This window comes from Paenarthrobacter sp. YJN-5 (assembly GCF_015040095.1).
GTDB lineage: Bacteria > Actinomycetota > Actinomycetes > Actinomycetales > Micrococcaceae > Arthrobacter > Arthrobacter ureafaciens.
On the sequence record NZ_CP053544.1, the window covers coordinates 1341492 to 1361152 of the forward strand.

15 protein-coding genes are annotated in these 19661 nt (G+C 64.6%); 12 read left to right on the top strand and 3 right to left on the bottom strand.

All coding sequences use genetic code 11. The features are described 5' to 3' along the window. Positions 1–47: 47 nt before the first annotated feature. From glgX to HMI59_RS06405, 5 genes are all read left to right on the top strand, one after another. Entirely contained in the window at positions 48–2369 is a 2322-nt protein-coding gene (gene glgX / locus HMI59_RS06385; protein WP_079941119.1) for a glycogen debranching protein GlgX, read from the top strand. After that, entirely contained in the window at positions 2366–4678 is a 2313-nt protein-coding gene (treY, locus tag HMI59_RS06390) for a malto-oligosyltrehalose synthase (RefSeq protein ID WP_193593158.1), read from the top strand. The genes glgX and treY overlap by 4 nt, the downstream gene beginning before the upstream one ends. 96 nt (positions 4679–4774) lie before the next feature. Further along, positions 4775–6541, top strand: a complete 1767-nt coding sequence (gene treZ, locus HMI59_RS06395; RefSeq protein WP_193593689.1) for a malto-oligosyltrehalose trehalohydrolase — start codon at positions 4775–4777, stop codon at positions 6539–6541. Between the two features lie 82 nt (positions 6542–6623). Continuing rightward, positions 6624–7661 (top strand): L-glyceraldehyde 3-phosphate reductase, encoded by a 1038-nt coding sequence (gene mgrA / locus HMI59_RS06400; RefSeq protein WP_021472458.1) that lies wholly within the window; start codon positions 6624–6626, stop codon positions 7659–7661. Between the two features lie 308 nt (positions 7662–7969). Next, a complete protein-coding gene (locus HMI59_RS06405) occupies positions 7970–9055 on the top strand; it encodes an inositol-3-phosphate synthase (RefSeq protein WP_021472459.1) in 1086 nt (361 codons plus the stop codon). Positions 9056–9231: 176 nt separating this feature from the next. Here HMI59_RS06405 and HMI59_RS06410 read toward each other — a convergent pair whose 3' ends face one another. Further along, complete coding sequence (locus HMI59_RS06410; protein ID WP_193593159.1) at positions 9232–10920, bottom strand: formate--tetrahydrofolate ligase; 1689 nt, start codon at positions 10918–10920, stop codon at positions 9232–9234. A gap of 78 nt (positions 10921–10998) precedes the next feature. Then, the gene (gene mshA, locus HMI59_RS06415) at positions 10999–12255 is read right to left on the bottom strand and encodes a D-inositol-3-phosphate glycosyltransferase (protein WP_193593160.1); all 1257 of its coding nucleotides are present in this window, start codon (positions 12253–12255) and stop codon (positions 10999–11001) included. Between the two features lie 92 nt (positions 12256–12347). Here mshA and HMI59_RS06420 point away from each other — a divergent pair, with 92 nt between their 5' ends. Then, positions 12348–12863, top strand: a complete 516-nt coding sequence (locus HMI59_RS06420; RefSeq protein ID WP_071416720.1) for a GNAT family N-acetyltransferase — start codon at positions 12348–12350, stop codon at positions 12861–12863. On the opposite strand, the gene HMI59_RS06425 is transcribed toward HMI59_RS06420, so the two are convergent. Continuing rightward, positions 12860–14257 (bottom strand): 6-phospho-beta-glucosidase, encoded by a 1398-nt coding sequence (locus tag HMI59_RS06425; protein WP_193593161.1) that lies wholly within the window; start codon positions 14255–14257, stop codon positions 12860–12862. The genes HMI59_RS06420 and HMI59_RS06425 overlap by 4 nt on opposite strands. A gap of 46 nt (positions 14258–14303) precedes the next feature. Between HMI59_RS06425 and HMI59_RS06430 the strand changes: the two genes are divergently transcribed. The 6 genes from HMI59_RS06430 (at position 14304) to tsaD (ending at position 19645) form a co-directional block, all read left to right on the top strand. Continuing rightward, positions 14304–15398: a carbohydrate kinase family protein gene (locus HMI59_RS06430; RefSeq protein WP_227471550.1), complete on the top strand. Its 1095-nt coding sequence runs from the start codon at positions 14304–14306 to the stop codon at positions 15396–15398. A gap of 63 nt (positions 15399–15461) precedes the next feature. Then, a complete protein-coding gene (gene alr / locus HMI59_RS06435; protein ID WP_193593162.1) occupies positions 15462–16739 on the top strand; it encodes an alanine racemase in 1278 nt (425 codons plus the stop codon). Next, complete coding sequence (gene tsaE / locus HMI59_RS06440) at positions 16736–17323, top strand: tRNA (adenosine(37)-N6)-threonylcarbamoyltransferase complex ATPase subunit type 1 TsaE (RefSeq protein WP_193593163.1); 588 nt, start codon at positions 16736–16738, stop codon at positions 17321–17323. The genes alr and tsaE overlap by 4 nt, the downstream gene beginning before the upstream one ends. After that, positions 17323–17994 carry a tRNA (adenosine(37)-N6)-threonylcarbamoyltransferase complex dimerization subunit type 1 TsaB gene (gene tsaB / locus HMI59_RS06445; RefSeq protein WP_021472467.1) on the top strand — a complete coding sequence of 224 codons (672 nt, stop codon included), beginning with the start codon at positions 17323–17325 and terminating at the stop codon, positions 17992–17994. The genes tsaE and tsaB overlap by 1 nt, the downstream gene beginning before the upstream one ends. Then, positions 17994–18497 carry a ribosomal protein S18-alanine N-acetyltransferase gene (gene rimI / locus HMI59_RS06450; RefSeq protein WP_166183548.1) on the top strand — a complete coding sequence of 168 codons (504 nt, stop codon included), beginning with the start codon at positions 17994–17996 and terminating at the stop codon, positions 18495–18497. The genes tsaB and rimI overlap by 1 nt, the downstream gene beginning before the upstream one ends. After that, complete coding sequence (gene tsaD, locus HMI59_RS06455) at positions 18494–19645, top strand: tRNA (adenosine(37)-N6)-threonylcarbamoyltransferase complex transferase subunit TsaD (RefSeq protein WP_193593164.1); 1152 nt, start codon at positions 18494–18496, stop codon at positions 19643–19645. The genes rimI and tsaD overlap by 4 nt, the downstream gene beginning before the upstream one ends. Positions 19646–19661: the final 16 nt, after the last annotated feature.

Here is a 19661-nt window from a genome sequence, read left to right on the forward strand (position 1 = left end):
ATGAGTAGGCTTGCAGCAGTTGTTCGCATCATCCAAGAGGAGAACGCATGGAAGTCTGGCCTGGATCGGCTTATCCGCTCGGCGCCACGTTTGACGGCACGGGCACCAATTTTGCTTTGTTCAGCGAAAGGGCTGAGCGGGTGGAACTATGCCTCTTCGATGACGACGGCGTGGAAGAGCGCGTCGAAGTCACGGAAGTGGACGGCTATGTGTGGCACTGCTACCTTCCGCAGGCACAGCCAGGGCAGAAGTACGGCTACCGGGTGCACGGTCCTTATGATCCCGATGCAGGATTGCGGTTCAACCCGAACAAGCTCCTGCTGGACCCGTATGCCAAGGCAGTCCACCGGCAGATTGACTGGGACCCGGCGTTGTTCTCCTACAACCTTGGAGACCCCGATTCCCGCAATGACGACGATTCCGCTCCCCACATGATGCTGGGCGTGGTCATTAACCCGTTCTTCGACTGGGACGGAGACAAGCTTCCGCGCATCCCGTACCACAAGTCGGTCATCTACGAAGCCCACGTCAAGGGCCTCACCCAGCTGCATCCCGAGGTACCCGAGGAGCAGCGCGGTACCTATGCCGGCGTCGCCCATCCGGCAGTCATTTCCCACCTGCAGAAGCTCGGGATCACAGCCATCGAGCTAATGCCGGTGCACCAGTTCGTGAATGACGGCATCCTGCAGGACAAGGGCCTGAACAACTACTGGGGCTACAACACCATTGGCTTCTTCGCCCCGCACAACAGCTACAGCTCCAAGGGCGATACCGGCCAGCAGGTCCAGGACTTCAAAGCGATGGTCCGTGCCCTGCACACCGCAGGCATTGAGGTCATCCTCGACGTCGTGTACAACCACACCGCGGAAGGCAACCACCTGGGTCCCACGCTGTCCTTCAAGGGCATCGACAACTCGGCCTACTACCGCCTGGTGGAGGACGACCAGAAGTACTACATGGACTACACCGGCACAGGGAACTCCCTGAATGTCCGGCACCCGCACTCGCTCCAGCTGCTCATGGACTCACTGCGCTACTGGGTCACGGAGATGCACGTCGACGGTTTCCGTTTTGACCTCGCCTCCACGCTTGCCCGCGAGTTCTACGACGTTGACAAGCTCTCCACGTTCTTCGAACTCATTCAGCAGGACCCGGTAGTGTCCCAGGTCAAGCTCATCGCGGAGCCGTGGGACGTTGGCCCGGGTGGCTACCAGGTGGGCAACTTCCCGCCACAGTGGACGGAATGGAACGGCAAGTACCGGGACACCGTCCGCGACTTCTGGCGGGGCGAGCCGTCCACCCTGGGTGAATTCGCCTCGCGCCTCACAGGCTCGGCCGACCTGTACGAGCACTCCGGCCGCCGGCCCTATGCCTCCATCAACTTTGTCACCGCCCACGACGGCTTCACCTTGATGGACCTCGTTTCCTACAACGAGAAGCACAATGACGCCAATGGTGAGGACAACAACGACGGCGAATCCCACAACCGCTCCTGGAACTGTGGCGTCGAAGGACCCACGGATGATCCCACGGTGCTCGGCTTGCGTGCCCGCCAGCAACGGAACTTCATTGCTTCCCTGTTCCTGTCCCAGGGTGTCCCCATGCTCCTGCACGGCGACGAACTTGGCCGCACCCAGCAGGGCAACAACAACGGTTACTGCCAGGACTCCGAGCTCACGTGGATCAACTGGGAAAACGTCGACCAGCCGCTGATCGAGTTCACCGCTGCAGTCAGCGCCCTCCGCGCCAAGCACCCGAGCCTCCGGCGGAGCCGCTTCTTTGACGGACGCCCTGCGGTCCGTGGCGAGGGCGAACGCCTTCCGGACATCGTATGGCTGGACAAGGACGGCGGCACCATGGCTCCCGAGGACTGGGACGCCGCGTTGGGCCGGTCCGTGGGAGTGTTCCTGAACGGCGACGGCATCCGCGGCCAGGACAACCAAGGCCGGCGGATTACCGACGTCAACTTCCTGCTGTACTTCAACGCGGACGTGGACGAGGTGGGCTTCAGGATCCCGTCCGAAGAGTACGCCCCCGCCTGGGACGTCATGATCGACACCGGCGCGGAAGGCGCCGAGGCCGACGTCGTCAAGCCGGAGCAGATCCTCATGGTCGCCGGAAAGTCGCTCGTGGTCCTCCGCGCCCACACCGCGCCCGAGGTCGAGCCGGACCACTCCGTGGCTGCTTCGCTGGCGGCACTGACCCAGACCAGCACGCCGGAGACCGCTTCGATCACGGCGCCGGCGGTGTCGTCCTTGGCTCTGGACTATAAGGATGACGACGCCGGCAGCGAAGCCACCGACACCGAAGCTACCGAAGCTACCGAAGCTCCGGAGGCGGAAGAGGACGCAGAAGGGGACAAGGCATGAGGACGCCGGTCTCCACGTACAGGCTCCAGATCCGCCCAAGCTTCACGCTTCAGGACGCGGCCAAGCTGACCGGCTACCTGCACAACCTTGGTATCGACTGGGTGTACGTCTCGCCGATCCTCACGGCGGAGGAAGGCTCGGACCACGGTTATGACGTGACCGATCCCTCCACCGTGGATCCCTCACGTGGGGGACCGGAGGGTCTGGCTGCCTTGTCCAAGGCGGCCCGTGAGCAGGGGCTCGGTGTCCTGGCGGACATCGTGCCCAACCACATGGGTGTCGCAACACCGGGACAGAACCCCTGGTGGTGGGACCTGCTCAAAGAAGGCCGCAAGTCCAAGTACGCCGAGGCTTTCGACGTCGACTGGGACTTCGGCGGCGGCAAGATCCGTATCCCGGTGCTGGGCAGCGATGACGATGTTGACCAGCTCAAACTGGCCGACGGTGAACTCCATTATTACGACCACCGCTTCCCGCTCGCCGAGGGCAGCTTCAATGACGGCGACACCCCGCAGGAAGTCCATTCCCGCCAGCACTATGAACTGGTGGGCTGGCGTCGTGCGGATGCCGAACTGAACTACCGTCGCTTCTTCGCCGTCAACTCCCTGGCCGGCGTTCGGGTGGAGGTCCCCTGGGTCTTTGACGAGTCCCACGAGGAAATTGTGCGGTGGTTCCGCGAGGGCCTGGTGGACGGTCTGCGGATCGACCACCCCGACGGCTTGGCGGATCCCGAGGGCTACCTGGTCCGGCTTCGCGAGGCTACCGGTGGGGCCTACTTGCTGATCGAGAAGATTCTGGAACCGGGGGAGAAGCTCCCGGAGACGTTCCAATGCGAGGGAACTACGGGCTACGACGCCTTGGCGGACGTGGACCGTCTGTTCGTGGATCCGGCTGCGGAGGAGTACTTGAACTCCCTGGATGCCCGCCTGCGCGATGAAGCCGAACCCGCGGATTACCACGTGATGATCCACGGCACCAAGAGGCGGATCGCGGACGGCATCCTGCGTTCGGAGATCCTTCGCTTGTCCCGGTTGGTTCCCGAATCCAGCGCCTTGCCCCGCCTGGACGTCGCTGATGCCCTGGCTGAGATCATTTGCTGGTTCCCCATCTACCGCTCCTACCTTCCGTACGGGCGGGAGGTCCTTGAGGAAGCCATCGCCAACGCGGCCTCGCGCCGCCCCGAGTTGAGGTCGGTCCTTGAGGGACTCCAGCCCCTTCTGCTGGACACCTCGGGAGAACTGGCGCGCCGCTTCCAGCAGACCTCCGGCATGGTGATGGCCAAGGGCGTGGAGGACACTGCGTTCTTCCGCTACACCCGTCTGGGCACCCTGACGGAGGTCGGAGCGGACCCGACGGAGTTCGCCATTGCTCCGGAGGAGTTCCACGAACGCATGGCGCGCCGCCAAGCCGAGCTTCCGTTGTCCATGACCACCCTCAGCACCCACGACACCAAGCGCAGCGAGGATGCAAGGGCCCGAATCACGGTTATCGCGGAATCGGTCCCGGAGTGGGAGCTGTTCCTGGGCACCGTGCAGGAACTGGCTCCCATCCCGGACGGCCCCCTCGCCGCGCTCATCTGGCAGGCCATCGCCGGGGCATGGCCCGCGGACCGCGGAAGGCTGCAGTCCTACGCGCTGAAAGCCGCCCGGGAGGCCGGCAACTCCACCAACTGGACCGATCCGGACCAGGAGTTTGAGCGGCACTTGGCTGCCGCCGTCGACGCCGTCTTTGACGTCCCTGAGGTGGAAGCTGCGCTGGAGAACTTCGTCGCCGAGCTGGAACCGTACGGTACTTCGAACTCGTTGTCGGCCAAGATTGTCCAGCTGACGATGCCGGGGGTCCCGGACGTTTACCAGGGCACGGAATTCCGGGACGGATCACTCACCGACCCGGACAACCGGCGCCCGGTGGATTTCGAGGCCCGGATCAGCGCGCTCGCCGAGCTCGACGCAGGCGCCCAACCTGAATACACGGAGGAAGCCGCAAAGCTGTTGGTGGTCTCCCGGGCGCTGAGGCTGCGCCGGGACCGTCCGGAACTGTTCGGCGGTTACCGTCCGGTGCCTGTCCAAGGTTCGGCTGCTGCCCACGCAGTGGCGTTCGACCGTGGCGACGCGAAGCTCGGCGCCCTCACGGTTGCCACGCGCTTGCCCAAGCGCCTGGCCCGCGACGGTGGTTGGCGGGACACATCCATCGACCTGCCTGCCAGCTACAAGGACGAGCTCACCGGCTCTACCTACCAGGCCGGCTCCGTTGAGTTGGGCACACTGCTGGATCAGTACCCCGTGGCGCTGCTGGTACCGGTCGACTGAGTTTCCTACGCACCGCTGACCACGCGTGGGCGCTGCTCACGCGTGGTCAGCGTGTTTGAACTGAACCAAGTGTTTGAACGAATGACAGGGGGCATGATGCTGGAACACGCAGCCGGGAAAGACCTTTTTGATGTTTGGGCGCCGAACGCAGATTCGGTGAAGCTGCTCGCGGACGGCCGCGAGTACGCCATGGAGCGAAACCACGACGGCGGTGCGCGCGGTTGGTGGCGTGTCCCCGCGGTCGTTCCCACGGCTGACAACACCGCCTACGGTTACCTGGTGGACGGCGAGGGCCCTTTTCCGGACCCGCGCTCCAGGCGGCAGCCGGACGGCGTCCATGGGCTGTCCGCCACCTTTGATGCCTCCGCCCACCAGTGGAAGGACCAGGACTGGAAAGGGCGGAAACTCCAGGGGGCCGTGATTTACGAGTTGCACCTGGGGACATTCACGCCCGAAGGGACGCTGGAGGCTGCTGCCGGAAAGCTGGACTACCTGGTGGACCTGGGTGTCGACTTCATCGAGCTGTTGCCCGTCAACGCGTTCAACGGTGTCCACAACTGGGGCTACGACGGCGTCCTCTGGTACGCCGTTCACGAGGCATACGGTGGACCTGCCGCTTACCAGCAGTTCGTTGACGCAGCCCATCAGGCCGGGCTCGGAGTCATTCAGGACGTGGTCTACAACCACCTCGGCCCCAGCGGCAACTACTTGCCAAAGTTCGGGCCCTACCTGAAGTCGGGGGAGGGGAACACCTGGGGTGATTCGGTCAACCTCGACGGACCCGGCTCGGACGATGTCCGACGGTACATCCTGGAGAACGCCGCCATGTGGCTGCGTGAGTACCACGTGGATGGACTGAGGCTGGACGCCGTTCACGCCCTCAAAGATGAACGGGCCGTGCACATCCTTGAGGAGTTCGGGGCGCTGGGTGACCAGGTCGAATCCGAAACAGGGATTCCCCGGACCATGATCGCCGAATCGGACCTCAACAACCCGCGCCTCATCTATCCGCGCAACGTCAACGGGTACGGCTTGGAAGGCCAGTGGAGCGACGACTTCCACCACGCCCTCCACGTCAACCTCAGCGGGGAAACCACCGGCTACTATTCGGACTTCGATTCCCTCGCCGTCCTTGCGAAGGTATTGGAACACGGATTCCTGCACGACGGCAGCTACTCCAGCTTCCGGGAACGCCACCATGGGCGGCCCATCCGGCAGGACCTGGCCCACCCATCAGCCCTGGTGGTCTGCTTGCAGAACCACGACCAGATCGGGAACCGCGCCACGGGGGACCGGCTCACATCGTCCCTCTCCGACGGGAAGCTGGCGATCGGGGCGGTGGTCACCATGACCTCACCCTTCACCCCGATGCTTTTTATGGGCGAAGAGTTTGCCGCATCCACGCCATGGCAGTTCTTCACCTCCCACCCCGAACCGGATCTCGGCAAGGCGACGGCCGAAGGAAGGATCAAGGAATTCGAACGGATGGGTTGGGACCCGGACGTGGTACCCGATCCCCAGGACCCGGAAACCTTCCAGCGTTCCAAGCTGAAATGGGAGGAAGCCGGCCAGGGCAGCCATGCGCGGCTCCTGCAGCTCTACGGGGATTTGGCACGGCTGCGCCGTGAAACTCCGGAACTGACCGACGGGGGCTTTGCGGAGACCGCCGTGGAATACGACGACGACGAGCACTGGCTGCAGTTCTCCCGCGGCAAGGTACGCGTCGTCTGCAACTTCGGCAGCGAAGCTCTGGAGACTGTGCTCGAAGGTACCCTGCTCTTGGCAACCGAACCCGAAGCGGTCATCGCCGACGGTTCGCTGACCCTCCCGGGTGAGAGCGCCGCCGTCGTACGCGTCAACTAAGCCGAGTGGCCCAGGCAGGTGACGGCGCCCACATTCCGGACGGCGCCGTCACTGTCCGGCCTCCGGTGGCAGGATGGTACGTATGACTTATTCGGCTGCGGAGAACCGTTACGAAACCATGCCCTACCGCCGCGTTGGACGGAGTGGGTTGAAGCTTCCGGCCATCTCGCTGGGCTTGTGGCACAACTTCGGTGACGACAAACGTTTTGACGAGCAGCGCGCCATCCTGCGCCGCGCCTTCGATCTGGGCGTGAACCACTTCGACCTCGCCAACAACTACGGACCGCCGGACGGTTCCGCGGAGACCAACTTCGGCCGGCACCTCAAAGAGGACTTCAAACCGTACCGGGACGAACTGGTCATCTCCACCAAGGCCGGTTACTACATGTGGCCCGGGCCCTATGGTGAATGGGGATCCCGGAAATACCTGATCTCCAGCCTGGACCAATCCCTGCAGCGCATGGGCTTGGAATATGTTGACATCTTCTACAGCCACCGCCCGGACCCGGAGACGCCCCTTGAAGAAACCATGGGCGCCCTGGATTACGCCGTTCGCTCCGGCAAGGCGCTGTACGCAGGCATCTCCTCCTACACGCCGGAGCAGACCCTTGAGGCGGCCCGCATCCTGAAGGAACTTGGCACACCCTTGCTGATTCACCAGCCCAGCTACTCCATGCTGAACCGCTGGACCGAGGACGGCTCGCCGAACCTCTACGAAGCACTGGACCAGGTGGGCGCCGGTTCCATCGCTTTCTCACCCTTGGCGCAAGGCATGCTGACCAACCGCTACCTCAACGGAGTGCCTGCAGACTCCCGGGCGGCGAAGGAACGCTTCCTTTCCGAGTCCTCGCTGACCGAGGAACGGCTGGACAGGGTGCGGGGCCTGAACGCCATCGCCGAAGGCCGCGGTCAGACGCTTGCCCAGATGGCGATCGCCTGGATTCTCCGCGACCAGCCGAAGGGTTCACCGGTGACCTCCGCACTCGTCGGTGCGTCCAGCGTTGCGCAACTCGAGGACACCTTGAGCGCCATCAACAACCTGGGGTTCACCGACGACGAGCTCACCGCAATTGACGAGTTCGCCGTCGAATCGGACATCAACCGTTGGGCGCAAAAGTAACCTGCAGCCCGCGTTGCTCTTTCACATCCCGTCGTGTTTGGGGTGTTGCTCTGCCACATCCCGTCGTGTTTGGGGTGTTGCTCTCTCACGTCCCGTCGTGTTTGGCGCGTTGCTCTGCCAGATCCCGTCGCGTTTGGGGGACGACGTTCGTCGCTGACATATTGCGAAGGGGGCTGCCGGGAACAAAAAGGGCTCCTCGGGTGTTGGTTACAATGCAAAGTGGGCGCCGAGCGGCGCCGTGCCTGTAAGCCGCCCTCCGGGCTCAGTCGGATGGTGCTTGGCACCTGAGGTTTCCCCAAAGGAGTTCCGTGTCTTCACATCCGATTCGTGTTGCCATTGTCGGCGTAGGTAACTGCGCCGCATCGCTGGTCCAGGGTGTCCAGTACTACCGCGACGCCGACCCCAAAGCAACGATTCCGGGTCTGATGCACGTTGAGTTCGGTCCGTACCACGTCAACGATGTCCAGTTCGTCGCCGCTTTCGACGTCGACAGCAAGAAGGTCGGGCTGGACCTCGCCGATGCCATCGGTGCGAGCGAAAACAACACCATCAAGATCGCCGATGTCCCGGCTACGGGCGTCAAGGTCCAGCGCGGCCACACGCTCGACGGCCTTGGCCGCTACTACCGCGAAACCATCGTTGAGGCACCCGAAGAAGCTGTCGACGTCGTCGCTGCCCTTCGCGAAGCCAAAGCGGATGTCATGGTCTGCTACCTGCCCGTCGGTTCGGACCAGGCTGCCAAGTTCTACGCCCAGTGCGCCATCGACGCCGGTGTTGCCTTCGTGAACGCCCTGCCCGTCTTCATTGCCGGTACCAAGGAGTGGGCTGACAAGTTCACCGAGGCCGGTATTCCGATTGTTGGCGACGACATCAAGAGCCAGATCGGTGCCACTATCACGCACCGCGTCATGGCCAAGCTGTTCGAAGACCGTGGCGTTACCCTGGACCGCACGTACCAGTTGAACGTCGGCGGCAACATGGACTTCAAGAACATGCTCGAGCGTGACCGCCTTGAATCCAAGAAGATCTCCAAGACGCAGGCCGTCACCTCGAACGTTGAAGCTGAGCTGCATGCGGACGACGTCCACATCGGCCCGTCGGACTACGTCGCGTGGCTTGATGACCGCAAATGGGCCTTTGTCCGCCTTGAGGGCCGCAATTTCGGTGACGCGCCTGTTTCCCTCGAATACAAGCTCGAGGTGTGGGATTCCCCGAACTCCGCGGGCGTCATCATCGACGCCATTCGTGCCGCCAAGATCGGTTTGGACCGCGGCATCGGCGGCCCGCTGCTCTCCGCGTCGAGCTACTTCATGAAGTCCCCGCCGGAGCAGTTCAACGACGACGTCGCACGCGAGAAGGTCGAAGCCTTCATCCGTGGCGACATCGAACGCTAAACAGCAAACCCCGGTTCTTCTGACGCCCCCGCACTGTGTGCGGGGGCGTCAGTTGTTTTCGCGTGGGATGTGGAAGAGGAACGCGGGAAAGGCGATGGGATGTGGAAGAGGAACGCCGGATAGGCGATGGGATGTGGAAGAGGAACGCCGGAAAGGCGATGGGATGTGGAAGAGGATCAGAAAAGGCCTGTGGGGTTGCCGTCCTCGTCCACGTTCATCCGCATCGCAGCCGGTTCCTTGGGCAGGCCGGGCATGGTCATGACTGCACCGGTCAGCGCCACGATGAAGCCCGCACCGGTCTTGGGAATGAGCTCCCGCACGTGCACCCGGAATCCCTTCGGCGCTCCGAGTTGGGACGCGTCGTCTGTAAACGAGTACTGGGTCTTGGCCATGCAGACGGGCAGGCCGCCCCAGCCGTTCTTCTCGATCTCCGCCAGCCGCCGCAGCGCCGGGACCGAGAATTCGACGCCGTCCGCACCGTAAATTTCCTGCACAATGGTCCGGATCTTGTCCTCGACCGGCATCTCGAGCGGGTACAGGTGGTGAAAGTTCGACGGCGCGTCCACCGCGGCTGCCACCTTCGCCGCCAGTTCGTCCCCGCCGTCGCCTCCGCCGCCCCGGCCCCACACATCGGCGACGGCGGCCTGCACGCCTTCCGCGGCGCACCAGGCCAGGAACCAGTCAAGCTCCTCGGGAGTGTCGGTGCCGAACTTATTGATGGCCACCACGGGCGAAATACCAAACTTGGCGACGTTTCCAACGTGCCGTTTCAGGTTCCCGACACCGGCGGCCACCGCCTCCACGTTCGGCACGCCCAATTCGTCCTTGGGGACACCGCCCTGCATCTTCAGGGCGCGGATGGTGGCCACAATCACGACGGCGGACGGGGCCACGTCCGCGATCCGGGATTTGATATCCATGTACTTCTCCGCACCAAGGTCCGCACCGAATCCAGCTTCCGTCACCACGACGTCGGCCAGTTGCTGGGCGGTACGCGTGGCGATGAGTGAGTTGCAGCCGTGCGCGATGTTGGCGAAGGGGCCGCCGTGGACCAGTGCTGGCGTGCCCGCGATTGTTTGAACGAGGTTCGGTTTGATGGCGTCCTTGAGGAGCAGGGTCAGGGCACCTTCAACGCCGAGGTCGGCCACGGTGACGGGCTTGCGCTCATAGGTGTAGCCGAACGTGATCCTGCCCAGCCTGGTACGGAGGTCGTCGAGGTCCGAGGAGAGGCAGAAGACGGCCATGATCTCGGACGCCACGGTGATGTCGAAACCATCCTGCCGGGGTACGCCTTGGGCAGGCCCGCCGAGGCCGATGACGATTTCCCGCAGTGAGCGGTCGTTCATGTCCAGGACGCGTTTGAACGTCATCCGGCGAGGGTCGATGCCCAATTGGTTGCCCTGGTAGATGTGGTTGTCCACGAGCGCCATGAGGGCGTTGTTGGCCGACGTGATGGCGTGGAAGTCCCCGGTGAAATGGAGGTTGATGTCGTCCATGGGGAGGACCTGGGAGTAGCCACCGCCGGTGGCGCCGCCCTTCATCCCCAGGATGGGTCCAAGGGACGGTTCCCGGAGCGCAATCATCACCTTGTGCCCGGCACGTGCCAGGGAATCGGCAAGTCCCACGGTGGTGGTGGATTTCCCCTCACCGGCAGGCGTGGGGGACATGGCGGAAACCAGGACGACTTTGCCCGCGGGCTTGCCGCCCGGCAGGCGCAAGTGGGCGGGATTTATTTTGGCTTTGTACGGGCCGTAAAGCTCCAGGGCGTCAGCGTTGATCCCGGCACGTTCGGCAATTTCCGTAATGGGCTTGATGCCGGCACGGCGGGCAATCTCAAGATCCGACAAGACTTTGTTCTCAGACATCGTTGTCCTTCGACTGGGTGCTTACGCTGTGCCCGACAATCTATCAGCACACCCACACGGACCCTCGGAAGCAGCCACTCAGGCCAGGCTCCCGGTAGCCGGAACCAGTAGCCCGGCCACGGACTCCCGGTAGCTTTCCAGAGTGATCGCAGCCGTCCGCTGCCAGCCAAAGGACTCGGCATATGTCGCCGCGGCCCGGCCCATGTCTTCACGGGTCCGGACGTCGTCGTAGAGGTCCTCCAAGGCATCTGCCCAGTCGGAAGGGTCATGGCCGTCCACCAGGATCCCCGTGCGGCCATCCGACACAGCCCGTGTCAGCCCGCCGACGTTGGTGGCGATGACCGGAGTACCGCACGCCTGTGCTTCCAAGGCCACCAGGCCGAAGGACTCGCTGAAGGAAGGCATCACCACGACGTCGGCGGACCGGAACCAGCCTGCGAGTTCGGGCGCCACTACGGGCGGCCTGTGGGTGACCACATCGCTGAGCCCGGCTTCTTCGATGATCTTGGTCAGGTCGAAGTCCTTGGCCCCGCTCAACGATCCGAGGATGGTCAGTTCAAGGTTGATGTCCGGGCGGCGCTGGCGAAGGAGGCCGGCCGCCTTCACGAACACCTGGGGTCCCTTCAGCCGCTGGATCCGCCCGGCGAAGACAAGGTGGAAGGTGTCCGGGCCGACGTCGTGTTCCCTGCGGGCCTTGCGCCGGAAAGCGGGCGTGAAAACCCGCAGATCCACTCCGGGTGGTGCCACGTCGATGCGGTCGATGTCAGCGCCGTAGTGTGCCACCAGCTCCTGCGCCTCAGCCGGGGTGTTGGCAATCAGCCGGGTGGCGCCGTTGACGATCCTCTGCTCGCCTTCCTCCCGGCGGCGGGGTTCGCGGCGCTCGCCGGACTCAAGGACGAGGTTTTTGACCTTGGCCATGGTGTGCATGGTGTGGACCAGGGGCAGCCGCCAGCGTTCGGACAGCTCAAGGCCCGCAACCCCGGAAACCCAATAGTGCGAATGGATGACGTCGTAACGGCCGTGGGGTTGTTGGTGACGGATGCGGTCGATCTCATCCACCATCTGGTGCAGCAGGGCGGGAAGCTCTTCCTTGGGCAGTTTGCGGCGCGGGCCGGCCATCACGTTGTGGACGCAGACTCCCGGCCCGGGATGTTCGACGGCGGGCTGCCCGGCAGTGGTGGCACGGGTGAAGATCTCCACCTCAACGCCCACCTCGGCCAGCGCCATGGCCAGCGCCCGCACATAGACGTTCATGCCGCCGGCATCACCTGCGCCCGGCTGTTCCATGGGGGAGGTGTGCAGCGACAGGAATGCGACGCGGCGGATCATTGGCACCGCTCACCTCCTGCCCTGATGTATCGAGGGAATTCCCTGCAGAAAACACTACTCCTGCGGCGATCCTGCCGGAGGCACGCCAAACTGCTAGCCTGTCCGCTGTGAGCCACGACGATTCTTTTGAAATCCGCCCCGCAACCCCTGATGACTGGCCCGGCATCTGGTCGGTCATGGAACCGGTCATCCGTGAGGGCGAAACGTTCACGTGGGACCGGGACACTGATGAAGAAGCAGCCAAAGCCAAGTGGATGAAGGCAGCCCCGGGCCAGACGTTCGTGGCGGTCCGGGAAGACGGCACGGTCCTGGGGACCGGTGAATTCCATCCCAACCAGGCCGGCGGCGGCAGCCATGTGGCCAACGCGGGGTACATGGTGGGCGCCAAGCATTCCGGCCAAGGGGTGGCACGCGCCCTGTGCTCCTACTCCCTGAAGGAAGCGAAGGCCGCCGGTTTCCGCTCCATGCAGTTCAACGCGGTGGTGGAAAGCAACGTCAGGGCTGTGTGGCTCTGGCAGTCCATGGGTTTCCGCATCCTGGCCACCGTCCCCGATGCCTTCGAGCACCCGGAGATCGGCTACGTCGGCCTGCACGTGATGTACCAGGAGATTTAGCGCCCCCGCCAGAGCCCCGCGAGTTCAGGGAAGCCCGCCTCATACCCGTCAAGGAGGCGGCGGCCCAGCTCCTCGGAACCCACCAAAGGGTGCGCAGCGAACGCCTGCACCGCGGCTTCCCGGTCACCCTCCACCACGGCGGTGATCGTGAGCCTTTCCACTTCCTTGATGTGGCGCATCAAGGTGAGGAAAGGCCCGCCGGGACGGTCCTGCGGAAGCGGCAGGGCGCCGTCGGACGTCACCTCGCAGGGAACCTCGACGACGGCGTCCGCCGGCAAACCGGGCACCGCCACCTCGGCCGGGGGAGCCCCCGGGACAGCTGCCGCGGGCGAGTTGGGAACGTTGAGGATCAACTGGGTGGTCACGGAAGCTGCAGAACCGGGGAAGAGGGCGCGCATGAGAGACAATGCAACGCGTTCGTAGCCGCCCCCGGCCAGGTCCTGCTCGTCCCTTTGCTCGCCCTTGGACCGTGATTCCGCGAGGTAGCCTTCCTCCCGGGACCGGCGGGCTTCTTCCCATAACGCGTAGGCGTTGGCCGGGTCCGCCAGCGCTGTGTAGAGGGCCTTCTGCTGGTCATGGATCGATGCTCCGCGGGTACTCGCTTGGCGGCGGATCCCGTCGATGGCCTGCTGGGTGTCGTAATAGTAATAGAGATATTCGTTCGGAAGGCAGCCGAGCAGTTCCAGGGTGTGCTGCCCGAAGAGCCGGCCTTCCTCAATTGACGCCAACGCTGCGGGGTCGGCAAGGAGGCCGGGGAGCAGGTCCCGTCCTTCCGGTGCCAGGCGGTAAAGCCAACCCAGGTGGTTGAGCCCGTAGTAGCCCACGCCGTCGAGCCTTCCGTCCGGCAACGCATGGCCTGCGGCCGCCGCCGCGCGCTTGACCAAGCCACCGGCGGAATCGCAGATTCCGATCACTTTCCGCCCGAGCACCGGCACCAACGCCTCGGTCACCATCCCGGCAGGATTGGTGAAGTTGATCAACCACGCGTCCGGGCTGTTCAGGCGCATGGCACGGGCAAGTTCGAGCATCCTCGGGATGGTCCGGAGGGCGTAGGAAATCCCGCCTGCGCCCGTGGTCTCCTGCCCCAGGAGGCCGAGGTCCAGCGGGACGCGTTCATCGATGATCCGGCCGGCCGTGCCGCCTGGGCGGATGGCCGCGAAAACCACGTCGGTGCCCGTCAATGCAGCGCCAAGGTCTGTGGAAACCACGACGGCGGGCGGCGCGCCGTCCGCAACCGGCATGTCCCGGAGGACGGCTTCAACAGCCGCCAGGCGGGACGGATCGACGTCGTAGAGCACCAACTCGTCCACCACATCCGCGAAAGGGCCGGAGCACAAGGCGCGGTAGATGAGGGGAACCCGGAATCCGCCGCCGCCGGCGATCATGAGCCGCATGATTCGAGTCTATGCAGCCCGGAGGGTGCAGCGTAGTGTGCCGTGCATGGATGCAATGCCACAGCGTCGCTTCGATCCCCTTGCCGCTGTAAGGTCCGACGGCGACCACCAGTGCGATCTACTTCTCACCGGGACTGTTTTCCAGGACATCATTTTCACCGGCCTTCCGCATTCCCCGGAACCGGGCACTGAAGTGTGGAGCGAAGGGATGGGCAGTTGTCCCGGGGGAGTGGCCAACCAGGCGATTGCCGCTGCCAGGCTGGGTTTGCGGACCAGCCTCGCGGCCACTTTCGGTGATGACGGCTATGGGGATTACAACTGGCAGATCCTCGAATCCCAGGAACACGTGGACCTTTCGCTCTCACGCAGGATCCCGGGCTGGCACTCTCCGGTGACGGTGTCCATGTGCGTCAACCAGGACCGGTCCATGGTCACCCACGGCCATCCTGCTCCCGTCAATGCCTCGGAGATGATCGGCAAACCGCCCAAGGCGCTCGCCGCCGTCGCGGATCTCGGCGAGGAACTGGAACCGTGGATGCTCACAGCAAAGGAAAGCGGCACCAAACTTTTCGGGGTCGTCGGCTGGGACCCCAGCGGTGAATGGTCCCACCGCAGGCTGGAGCAACTGGAACACTTCCACGCGTTCCTCCCCAACGCGCCCGAGGCCATGGCCTTCACCGGCAAAGCCGATCCCTGGGCTGCCCTGTATTCCCTGGCCGACCGCGTTCCCGTGGCCGTGGTGACGCTCGGAGCGCAAGGGGCCATGGCGGTGGACTCCGAAACGGGCGAGGAAGAATGGGTGCCTTCCCTGCCAGTGCCGGCATCCGACCCCACCGGAGCAGGAGATTGCTTCGACGCGGCCTTCATCGTAGGAAGCCTTGCCGGGTGGAAGCTCGGGGACCGCCTGCGGTTCGCCAACCTGTGCGCCTCGCTGGCAGTCCAGCAGGTGGGCGGCTCCCTCGCGGCGCCCGGATGGGGTGACATCGCCGACTGGTGGCAGCGCGCCAACGCCCGGAAGGAACGCCAAACGAGCCAATGGCTCAGGCGGTTCGCCTTCCTGGAACCGATCGTCAAGGACATCCCCGCCGAAGCGCAGCGCCGGGCCCGGGCGACCATTGCGCACCTGTCCGACGCGCAGTAGCGGCGGGCCCGCCAACCCTCCCGCAGTTAACGGCAGTTCACTGGCGCCACTAGAATCTCTAGGGTGACTTACGAAGCAGCTGCAGACATCGGAATCGGGTCGAAACCATCAATCGCCAAAACAGCGGTGCTTGAGCGCTCCGCCGTGATCGACCTCGAAGCCGTGCGGCACAACGTTCGTCAGTTCGCCGGAATCGCATCCCCGGCCAACGTCATGGCCGTCGTGAAGGCCGATGCTTACGGGCACGGCGCAGTGCAGGTTGCCCGCGCAGCACTGGAAGCGGGGGCCAGCTGGCTTGGGGTTGCCCATATTTCCGAGGCGTTGGCCCTGCGGGCAGCGGGCCTCGATGCTCCCATGCTGGCTTGGCTGCACACGCGGGAAAGCAACTTCCAAGCGGCAGTGGCCGCCGGCGTCGACGTCGGGGTCTCCGGTTGGGAGCTTGACGCGGTGGTTGCGGCGGCCCGTGAGCAGGAACGTCCCGCCAGGGTCCACCTGAAGATCGATACGGGCCTTGGCCGCAACGGATGCCCCATCGCCGACTGGGACCAGTTGGTGGGCCAGGCCATGGAGTACCAGGACGAAGGGCTCCTGCGCGTCGTGGGCATCTTCTCGCATCTGGCCGTAGCCGATGAACCGCAGCGGCCGGAGACGGACCAGCAACTGGCTGTCTTCCGGGAAGCAATCGCCATCGCGGAGGACGCCGGCGTGGATACTGAAGTCCGCCACATCGCCAATACTCCGGCCACCCTGTCACGTCCCGATTCACACTTCGACCTGGTCCGCGTCGGGCTGGGTATTTACGGACTCTCACCGTTCCAAGGTGCCACTTCCGCCGAACTTGGCCTCCGCCCGGCCATGACGGTCCGCACCCTTGTTTCCAACTGCAAGACGGTCCCTGAGGGCCAAGGCGTGTCCTACGGACTGAACTACCACACCGCCGGCCGTACCACGCTGGGCCTCATCCCCCTGGGGTACGCGGACGGTGTTCCGCGGGTGGCCACCGGCGGGCCGATCCGCGTCAACGGCGTCACGTACCCGGTGGTGGGCAGGATCGCCATGGACCAGATGGTGATCGACTTCGGGCCGCTGACGCCCGAGGAAGCAGCCAACCTCAAGGGCGCTGAGGCGGTCATGTTCGGTGAAGGCACCGACGACGGTCCCACCGCGGACGATTGGGGCCGCGCCGCAGGCACCATCAACTACGAGATCGTGACCCGCATCAGCCCCCGCGTTCCGCGCACCTACGTCAATGAGTCCGCTGGCGGGCCAGCGGCCGGGGCTGAATCAGCTGCCGGCTCGGTCCGGCCCAGTGAGGCTGCGGCAAAGGCAGCCTCGCTGTGAACCAACCGCAATGGGAACACCGCTTCAACGTCACGACGGCGGAGCAGACACACGCGCTCGCCGCAGCTCTGGGCGGGGTACTGGAAGCAGGAGATCTCCTGGTCCTCACCGGTGAACTGGGTGCGGGCAAGACAACGTTCACCCAGGGCCTCGGCGAGGGGCTGGGTGTCCGGGCGGGCATCATCTCGCCCACTTTCGTCCTGGTGCGCATCCATCCCAATCTTCCGGACGGCCCCCGGCCCGGCGGTCCGGACCTGGTCCACGTGGACGCCTACCGCCTTGAGTCTGCGGCCGAAATCGATGACATTGACCTCGAAAACACCATGGATACGTCCGTGACGGTGGTGGAGTGGGGCCGCGACCGGGTGGAGCATCTTGCCGAAAGCCGGCTGGACGTGGAACTGCACCGGGCCGTAGGCGGCGAATCCACGACGGAAACCGACACTCACCGGCAGGACGACGTCCTTGACTTCGATACCGAGGAGGACGACGAGCCACGCACCATCGTTTTCCGCGGCTACGGTCCCCGCTGGGCGGAAGTACCGGACGTCCTGGAAACCGCGCTGACAGGGGGAAACAACTGATGCTGATCCTGGCCATAGACACTTCCGCCGTCGCCAGCGCCGCACTCATTTCCGATGAAGCCTTGGAAACCGTGGTGGATTCCTTCGTCACCGAGGACACCCGCAGCCATGCGGAAGTCCTGGCGCCCGGGATCGGGCAGCTCCTGGCACGCGCCGGCATCACGGGTGCGGACATCGATGCCATCGTCACCGGCGTCGGCCCCGGTCCCTTCACGGGCCTGCGCTCCGGCATCGCGACGGCCCGCACACTATCTTTCGTCTGGAACAAGCCGCTGTACGGGCAGATGAGCTTGGACGCCATCGCCTTGGAGGTGGCCGGATCCACGTCCGCCGTGCCGGAATTCCTGGTGGCCACGGATGCCCGGCGCAAAGAGGTTTACTGGGCGCACTACACCCTGGCTGACGGCCAACTTCCCCACCTGGTGGACGGTCCCCATGTGGGCTTCGCGGCCCAACTGCCGGACCTTCCCGTGTTCGGCGCCGGAGCCGGCTTGTACTCTGAGGTCCTGGACGCCAACGAAGACTTCGCTGCGACGCAGCCGGACGCCGCTTCCTTGGGACAGTTCGCCTTGGCGAAGCTCGCCGCGGGGGAGACCCTGCTGGATTCGACACCCCTTTACCTGCGCGAGTCCGATGCCCAGGTGCCTGGACCCCGGAAGCGGGCCTTGTGATGAAGCTGTCTCCCAACCTCGAACGGGCCGGCATCTCCCTCCGGGACATGACAGACGCCGACGTGCCCGCAGTGGAGGCCCTGGAACGCAGGCTGTTTCCGATCGATGCCTGGCCGCTGCAGATGTTCTTCGATGAGCTGTCCCAGCCCGAAACACGCCGTTATGTGGTGGCAGAGTCCGCAGGCGAAATCATCGCCTACGCGGGGTTGATGTGCATTGAGCCCATCGCGGACATCCAGACGATCGCCGTCGTGCCTGAATGCGAAGGCAAGGGCATCGGCTCAGCGATCCTCACCGAACTCATCGACGAAGCGCGGCGCCGCAAAGCCGCTGATGTATTGCTGGAGGTCCGTACAGACAACCCGCGGGCGCAACAGCTGTACCGCCGCTTCGGTTTCGAACAGATCCATATCCGCCCGCGCTACTACCGGGATGGCACCGATGCCTTGATCATGCGGCTGCCACTGAATGTTGCCGGGTCCACAGAAGGAGCAGAGGCGTGAGCGCCGTACTTCCCAACGCCGCATCCCCCAAGGAACCACTGGTCCTGGGCATCGAGTCCTCCTGCGACGAGACCGGCGTCGGCATTGTGCGGGGGACGACGCTGCTGACCAATACGGTCTCCTCTTCCATGGACGAACATGTCCGCTTCGGCGGAGTCATTCCGGAAATCGCCTCGCGGGCGCACCTGGACGCCTTCGTCCCGACGCTGCAGGAATCGCTGCAGGAAGCGGGAGTGACCCTGGAGGACATCGACGCGATTGCCGTCACGTCCGGGCCCGGCCTGGCCGGAGCCCTCATGGTGGGCGTCTGCGCGGCCAAGGCGCTCGCAGTAGCCACCGGCAAGCCGCTTTACGCGATCAACCACTTGGTGGCGCATGTGGGCGTCGGCCTTCTGGATGCACAGCACGACGCCGGTGCTGCCGCAGGCCTGGGTGCTGCCGGCCTGGGTGCCGCCGGGCAACTGCCGGAGAACCTGGGTGCCCTCCTGGTCTCTGGAGGACACACGGAGATCCTCCGGATCCGGAGCATCACCGATGACGTTGAACTCCTGGGATCCACGATCGATGACGCCGCGGGGGAGGCTTACGACAAGGTTGCCCGCATTCTGGGCCTGGGGTATCCGGGTGGTCCGGCCATCGACAAGCTGGCACGCCAAGGGAACCCGAAAGCCATCCGCTTCCCGCGCGGCCTGACCCAGCCCAAGTACATGGGCACTGCCGAGGAAAAAGGTCCGCACCGCTATGACTGGTCGTTCAGCGGCCTCAAAACGGCTGTGGCGCGCTGCGTGGAGCAATTCGAAGCCCGCGGTGAAGAGGTTCCCGTGGCGGACATCGCGGCGGCTTTCCAGGAGGCTGTTGTGGACGTTATTACGTCCAAAGCTGTTCTGGCCTGCAAGGAGCATGGCATCACCGACCTCTTGCTGGGAGGCGGCGTCGCAGCCAACTCCCGGCTCCGCGAACTGACCGGGCAGCGGTGTGCTTCGGCAGGGATCAAGCTGCACGTCCCGCCGCTGAACCTGTGCACGGACAACGGTGCCATGGTTGCTGCCCTCGGGGCTCAGCTCATCATGGGAGGGATAGCCCCCAGCGGGGTGGCGTTTGCGCCGGATTCCTCCATGCCCGTCACCACGGTGTCGGTCCCGGCCTGAGCCCGACCTAACCGGC

Bases quoted from the DNA above. Each gene is read 5' to 3' on its own strand.
- treZ (WP_193593689.1), top strand. From the start codon at position 4,775: ATGCTGGAACACGCAGCCGGGAAAGACCTTTTTGATGTTTGGGCGCCG.
- HMI59_RS06430 (WP_227471550.1), top strand. From the start codon at position 14,304: ATGGATGCAATGCCACAGCGTCGCTTCGATCCCCTTGCCGCTGTAAGG.
- tsaB (WP_021472467.1), top strand. From the start codon at position 17,323: ATGCTGATCCTGGCCATAGACACTTCCGCCGTCGCCAGCGCCGCACTC.
- glgX (WP_079941119.1), top strand. From the start codon at position 48: ATGGAAGTCTGGCCTGGATCGGCTTATCCGCTCGGCGCCACGTTTGAC.
- mgrA (WP_021472458.1), top strand. From the start codon at position 6,624: ATGACTTATTCGGCTGCGGAGAACCGTTACGAAACCATGCCCTACCGC.
- HMI59_RS06410 (WP_193593159.1), bottom strand. From the start codon at position 10,920: ATGTCTGAGAACAAAGTCTTGTCGGATCTTGAGATTGCCCGCCGTGCC.
- rimI (WP_166183548.1), top strand. From the start codon at position 17,994: ATGAAGCTGTCTCCCAACCTCGAACGGGCCGGCATCTCCCTCCGGGAC.
- treY (WP_193593158.1), top strand. From the start codon at position 2,366: ATGAGGACGCCGGTCTCCACGTACAGGCTCCAGATCCGCCCAAGCTTC.
- HMI59_RS06425 (WP_193593161.1), bottom strand. From the start codon at position 14,257: ATGCGGCTCATGATCGCCGGCGGCGGCGGATTCCGGGTTCCCCTCATC.